General features: G+C 28.4%; 3 protein-coding genes and 4 pseudogenes. 4 read left to right on the forward strand and 3 right to left on the reverse strand.

Annotation, left to right across the window (positions count from 1 at the left end; genetic code table 11):
- The first annotated feature begins 628 nt into the window (after window positions 1–628).
- The gene (locus BIV18_RS09600) at window positions 629–907 is read left to right on the forward strand and encodes a non-specific DNA-binding protein Hbs (protein ID WP_075660247.1); all 279 of its coding nucleotides are present in this window, start codon (window positions 629–631) and stop codon (window positions 905–907) included.
- A 165-nt stretch (window positions 908–1,072) separates the two neighbouring features.
- Here BIV18_RS09600 and BIV18_RS11480 read toward each other — a convergent pair whose 3' ends face one another.
- A complete protein-coding gene (locus BIV18_RS11480) occupies window positions 1,073–1,321 on the reverse strand; it encodes a transposase (protein WP_083635587.1) in 249 nt (82 codons plus the stop codon).
- A pseudogene (locus BIV18_RS10410) lies at window positions 1,261–2,341 on the reverse strand (ISL3 family transposase). The gene BIV18_RS11480 and the pseudogene BIV18_RS10410 overlap by 61 nt, the downstream one beginning before the upstream one ends.
- 1,427 nt (window positions 2,342–3,768) lie before the next feature.
- Between BIV18_RS10410 and BIV18_RS09610 the strand changes: the two are divergent.
- From BIV18_RS09610 to BIV18_RS11490, 3 genes and pseudogenes are all read left to right on the forward strand, one after another.
- Window positions 3,769–4,203 carry a transposase family protein gene (locus BIV18_RS09610; RefSeq protein ID WP_075660420.1) on the forward strand — a complete coding sequence of 145 codons (435 nt, stop codon included), beginning with the start codon at window positions 3,769–3,771 and terminating at the stop codon, window positions 4,201–4,203.
- 319 nt (window positions 4,204–4,522) lie between these two features.
- Window positions 4,523–4,657: pseudogene (locus tag BIV18_RS11485) on the forward strand (transposase); the annotation flags it as partial.
- Window positions 4,657–4,869: pseudogene (locus BIV18_RS11490) on the forward strand (transposase); the annotation flags it as partial. The pseudogenes BIV18_RS11485 and BIV18_RS11490, both read left to right, overlap by 1 nt.
- 318 nt (window positions 4,870–5,187) lie before the next feature.
- Here BIV18_RS11490 and BIV18_RS09625 read toward each other — a convergent pair.
- Window positions 5,188–5,462 (reverse strand): annotated as a pseudogene (locus tag BIV18_RS09625) (HU family DNA-binding protein).
- Window positions 5,463–6,014: the final 552 nt, after the last annotated feature.

Genomic DNA, 6,014 nt, shown 5'->3' on the forward strand with positions numbered 1-6,014 from the left:
CGACTTTGATACTAGAAGAGATACTATAATAACTCAAGTTACAACAAGAGAATTGCATCGGATTTATCCTTAGAACTTCAAGAAATTTATGACGAAGAAGATTTAGCTTATGTTATTACAAATGCAGGTATTAAAGATGAAATTGTAAGAGAAATAAAAATTTATGAACTTCCAAGACTTGACGACTACAATCATCAATCCTGTGTTTATATTCCAAGGAGCAAAGGCAAAAATCTTAATATTATTCTAAATAAAATGTCATCTATTATAAATGAAGAAGATTTATATTTAGATGAAGCTAATTTAAAAATATAAAAAATGAAATTATAAAAAAGTCCAATTCAATTTCTATGGATTATGAAAATGAAGAAAATATCTTAGCATTGTCACTTTTATTAATTTTGTTAAAGAGTAATGATGGTCTAATTGATTTACGACAAATTTATAATAAAATCTATAAAAGATTGGATAAAATAGCGGATTTTTTAAATAAATGTAGAAAATAAAGTCAATATGAGTTATAATTGTAACAGTCTTAGGTTTGCGTGCCCTTTATAAGTGCGTGATGTTTTCTGAAACATGGCAATTCTAAGAAAAGATTAAAGAAAATCTTCAAGGAGGATATTAAATGAACAAATCAGAATTAGTAGCAAATATTGCTGAAAAAGCAGGTCTTACTAAAAAAGACGCTGAACAAGCTTTAAACGGATTTATCTCTTCAGTTCAAGAAGCTCTTGCTAAGGGAGAAAAGGTTCAATTAGTTGGATTTGGAACTTTTGAAGTTAGACAAAGAAAAGCTAGAGAAGGAAGAAACCCTAGAAATCCAGAAGAAGTTATTAAGATTCCTGCATCTAAAGCACCAGTTTTTAGATCAGGTAAAGCTCTTAAAGAAGCTGTTAATAAGTAAGATCTAGTGCTTCTTTAAACTAGGTGATAAAGTAGCATGAGAACTACTTATTTTTAGTACAAAATAGTGTAAGAAGGTGTTAATGCCTATCTTGCACTATTTTTTAGGCTCTATGTCAAATATTGGGGAGACTCGTTAATTCGAGTCTCTCTTTCCATTAAAAAATCAATACTTAGGCGCTATTAGAATATCAAAACTAAAATAACTAAAAATTACTAAAATAGGTATAGCAAACAAAACCCCTAGGGTTTTGCAAAATTTTCCCGTTTTCATATCATTACTTACAAGCAAACATGATTCTCTTTCTAACAAATTGAAATTTTTCATACCAAAACAATTTCTTTTTAAAGTCTTTATCTTAGTATGAGTACCTTCAAGTGGACCATTAGACCAAGGATAATCAAAAGAATACATATCTCATCAAACCAGTTATTAAAAGCAGTGATACAAGATTTAAATTCTTTTAAATCAGATTCTTCAGCTCTTCTTATCCATTCCCTTAAAGATTTAGATGCTCTAACTCTATTGGGTTGACTTAGAACATATTGGTAAAACAGTTCCTTTAACCTATATGCTAACTTCAAATCGTTGTTTAAATCAAGCATTAAAGAAACTTCTTTAGCTTGTTCAGTTGTTAAATTAGAAGCAGGTTTTGTAAGTAGACTCCTACTTCTCTTAAAATACTTTCTAAGCTTAGAAGAAATATCTTTTGAATCCTCTTCTAACATTCTCTAAAGCCCATGAAACTTGTCTTATGAAGTGATACCTATCAACAATATGGATAGAAGTTTTAAAGAACCTATTCTTAACAGACTTAAAGGTATTGGACATATCACTTACAAAAAACTTAACTTCTTGTCTCTCCTTGTTAGGAACTTTTTTAAAGTATTTAAACAAAAAGTTCTTATCCCTAGTAGGCAAAATATCAATGACAGAGTGCTTATCACCATTAAGAAGAGAAGTTTGATACTTAATATTTCCACTATCACCTTTAAACTCATCTATACACAATACACTTGAAAGTTTTGCTCTTGAAACATATAAACAATGTAAAATTCTCAAAACAGTATTAGAAGAAACATTATACCTACTAGCAATAGAAGAGCTAGAATGAAGTTCATTAAATTCAGCAACAATAGCAAAAACAAGCCTATAAGTCATAGTGTGACCCTTAGCAATAAAATCAAGTTCTCTTTCAAAACGACAACCACAAGACTTACAATCATACCTAGTCTTCTTTAAATGAATAAGACATTTCTTACCATGAATATGAGTATCCTTAATCTTTTGAATCCTATGATCATGAACCCAAATCTTTGTAGAACCACAGTGAGGACAAGTATCCATCTTTGTAACAGAAGCATAAATGTGAACAAATTCCTTATCCTCACAAAAACTATCAAAAATTACATCTTTAAAACCCAACAAATTCATGTTATTATTATTTTGCACTTATATGCACCTCCTAACAAAGTTTGTTGTTATTTTAAGTTTAGGACTAAATGCGTATAAGTGCAATTTTTTTTACATAAAAATATCTGTTAGAGATTTACTCCCCAACAGATATTATAGAGCCTTTTTTATTTATTATAATGAAGAATTAGAAAGAGGATAATTTTTTAGAGCTTAAGTATATGCAATTAAAAGTTAATTTATTTTTCATTATATATTATTAACAGGTTTGAGAAAAATATTTGCTTTAAGATCTAAAATTAAGAATGGTCAAGGTAACTATATAATAAAAGAAATAGGTGAATAAAGCATAGTTATATATGTATGTTTCAAAAGAAAAGTGTTTATAAATATAATTGATGGGTATCTTGTTAATAACTAATTACTAGTTTAATGATGAGATAGATTATAGAAAATGGGAGTCTATCCAGTGTGAGAGTTATATTTTAAACTATGATTTCAAAAGGAACTAATTGAAGAACATTATAAGTATGAAATATATGATCCTCAAGGGGGTATATAACTACAGTACACTGGAGTGGAAGAAGGTAAATTTTATGCCTAGATATTTTTTAACAGACAAGTATACAATTTTATACTTATACTACAATCATGTGTCTTCTAGCTATGTATAGAAGTTTCAAAAAAGGTTATAAAAAGTCAGCGATAGTAATTGATAAGTAAAGATAATAAATATTATTAAGATTAACATAAATAACTATCGCTGGACTTTTTATAACCTTTTTGAAACTTCTATACATAGCTAGAAGACACATGATTTGTAGTATAAAGTATAAAATTGTATACTTGTCTGTTAAAAATATCTAGGCATTAAAATTACCTTCTTCCACTCCAGTGTACTGTAGTTATATACCCCCCTTGAGGATCATATATTTCATACTTATAATGTTCTTCAATTAGTTCCTTTTGAAATCATAGTTTTAAAATATAACTCTCACACTGGATAGACTCCCATTTTCTATAATCTATCTCATCATTAAACTAGTAATTAGTTATTAACAAGATACCCATCAATTATATTATAAACACTTTCTTTTGAAACATACATATATAACTATGCTTTATTCACCTATTTCTTTTTATTATATAGTTACCTTGACCATTCTTAATTTTAGATCTTAAAGCAAATATTTTTCTCAAACCTGTTAATAATATATAATGAAAAATAAATTAACTTTTAATTGCATATACTTAGCTCTAAAAAATTATCCTCTTTCTAATTCTTCATTATAATAAATAAAAAAAGGCTCTATAATATCTGTTGGGGAGTAAATCTCTAACAGATATTTTTATGTAAAAAAAATTGGCACTTATACGCATTTAGTCCTAAACTTAAAATAACAACAAACTTTGTTAGGAGGTGCATATAAGTGCAAAATAATAATAACATGAATTTGTTGGGTTTTAAAGATGTAATTTTTGATAGTTTTTGTGAGGATAAGGAATTTGTTCACATTTATGCTTCTGTTACAAAGATGGATACTTGTCCTCACTGTGGTTCTACAAAGATTTGGGTTCATGATCATAGGATTCAAAAGATTAAGGATACTCATATTCATGGTAAGAAATGTCTTATTCATTTAAAGAAGACTAGGTATGATTGTAAGTCTTGTGGTTGTCGTTTTGAAAGAGAACTTGATTTTATTGCTAAGGGTCACACTATGACTTATAGGCTTGTTTTTGCTATTGTTGCTGAATTTAATGAACTTCATTCTAGCTCTTCTATTGCTAGTAGGTATAATGTTCTTCTAATACTGTTTGAGAATTTTACATTGTTTATATGTTTCAAGAGCAAAACTTTCAAGTGTATTGTGTATAGATGAGTTTAAAGGTGATAGTGGAAATATTAAGTATCAAACTTCTCTTCTTAATGGTGATAAGCACTCTGTCATTGATATTTGCCTACTAGGGATAAGAACTTTTGTTTAAATACTTAAAAAAGTTCCTAACAAGGAGAGACAAGAAGTTAAGTTTTTGTAAGTGATATGTCCAATACCTTAAGTCTGTTAAGAATAGGTTCTTTAAAACTTCTATCCATATTGTGATAGGTATCACTTCATAAGACAAGTTTCATGGGCTTAGAGAATGTTAGAAAGAGGATCAAAAAGATATTTCTTCTAAGCTTAGAAAGTATTTAAGAGAAGTAGGAGTCTACTTACAAAACCTGCTTCTAATTTAACAACTGAACAAGCTAAAGAAGTTTCTTTAATGCTTGATTTAAACAACGATTTGAAGTTAGCATATAGGTTAAAGGAACTGTTTACCAATATGTTCTAAGTCAACCCAATAGAGTTAGAGCATCTAAATCTTTAAGGGAATGGATAAGAAGAGCTGAAGAATCTGATTTAAAAGAATTTAAATCTTGTATCACTGCTTTTAATAACTGGTTTGATGAGATATGTAATTCTTTTGATTATCCTTGGTCTAATGGTCCACTTGAAGGTACTCATACTAAGATAAAGACTTTAAAAAGAAATTGTTTGGTATGAAAAATTTCAATTTGTTTAGAAAGAGAATCATGTTGCTTGTAAGTAATGATATGAAAACGGGAAAATTTGCAAAACCCTAGGGTTTTGTTTGCTATACCTATTTTTAGTAATTTTTTAGTTATTTAGTTTGATATTCTAATAGCGCCTAAGTATTGATTTTTAATGGAAAGAGAGACCGAATTAACGAGTCTCCCCAATATTGACATAGAGCCTAAAAAAATAGTGCAAGATAGGCATTAACACCTTCTTACACTATTTGTACTAAAAATAAGTAGTTCTCATGCTACTTTATCACCTAGTTTAAAGAAGCACTAGATCTTACTTATTAACAGCTTCTTTAAGAGCTTTACCTGATCTAAAAACTGGTGCTTAGATGCAGAATCTTAATAACTTCTTCTGGATTTCTAGGGTTTCTTCCTTCTCTAGCTTTTCTTTGTCTAACTTCAAAAGTTCCAAATCCAACTAATTGAACCTTTTCTCCCTTAGCAAGAGCTTCTTGAACTGAAGAGATAAATCCGTTTAAAGCTGTTCAGCGTCTTTTTAGTAAGACCTGCTTTTTCAGCAATATTTGCTACTAATTCTGATTTGTTCATTTAATATCCTCCTTGAAGATTTTCTTTAATCTTTCTTAGAATTGCCATGTTTCAGAAAACATCACGCACTTATAAGGGCACGCAAACCTAAGACTGTTACAATTATAACTCATATTGACTTTATTTCTACATTTATTTAAAAAATCCGCTATTTTATCCAATCTTTTATAGATTTATTATAAATTTGTCGTAAATCAATTAGACCATATCCAATCTTTTATAGATTTTATTATAAATTTGTCGTAAATCAATTAGACCATCATTACTCTTTACAAAATTAATAAAAGTGACAATGCTAAGATATTTTCTTCATTTTCATAATCCATAGAAATTGAATTGGACTTTTTATAATTTCATTTTTTATATTTTTAAATTAGCTTCATCTAAATATAAATCTTCTTCATTTATAATAGATGACATTTATTTAGAATAATATTAAGATTTTTGCCTTTGCTCCTTGGAATATAAACACAGGATTGATGATTGTAGTCGTCAAGTCTTGGAAGTTCATAAATTTTATTTCTCTTACAATTTCATCTTAATACCTGCATT

Source organism: Peptoniphilus grossensis, from assembly GCF_001940285.1.
GTDB lineage: Bacteria > Bacillota > Clostridia > Tissierellales > Peptoniphilaceae > Peptoniphilus_A > Peptoniphilus_A faecalis.